The sequence below is a fragment of the Mycobacterium sp. MUNTM1 genome, assembly GCF_054660795.1.
The window spans coordinates 1-291 of record NZ_BAAGDE010000170.1; the positions used below are offsets into that span (position 1 = coordinate 1).

Sequence of the window (291 nt, forward strand, 5' to 3'; positions counted from 1 at the left end):
TCTACGACTCGCGCAGCGCCGAGTTCGCCGAGCAGATCCGTCGCGACACCGACGGCTACGGCGTCGACATCGTGCTCAACTCGGAGTCTGGTGCCGGCCAGAGCGCCGGAATCCAGCTGCTGGCGGTCGGTGGCCGCTTCGTCGAGATCGGCAAGCGCGACGTGTACGCCAATACGCGCATGGAGCTCTTCCCGTTCCGGCACAACCTGACGTTCCACTACCTCGACCTGGCGTTGATGGCGGCAAGCCAGCCGGCGGCCGTTTCCGAGTTGTTGGGCACGGTGTATCGTT

At 65.3% G+C, this 291-nt stretch carries 1 protein-coding gene; it reads left to right on the forward strand.

Annotation, left to right across the window (positions count from 1 at the left end):
- Window positions 1–291 (forward strand): zinc-binding dehydrogenase (locus ACYQ8K_RS30280; protein WP_459975084.1); only part of this gene is annotated, 291 nt, incomplete at both ends.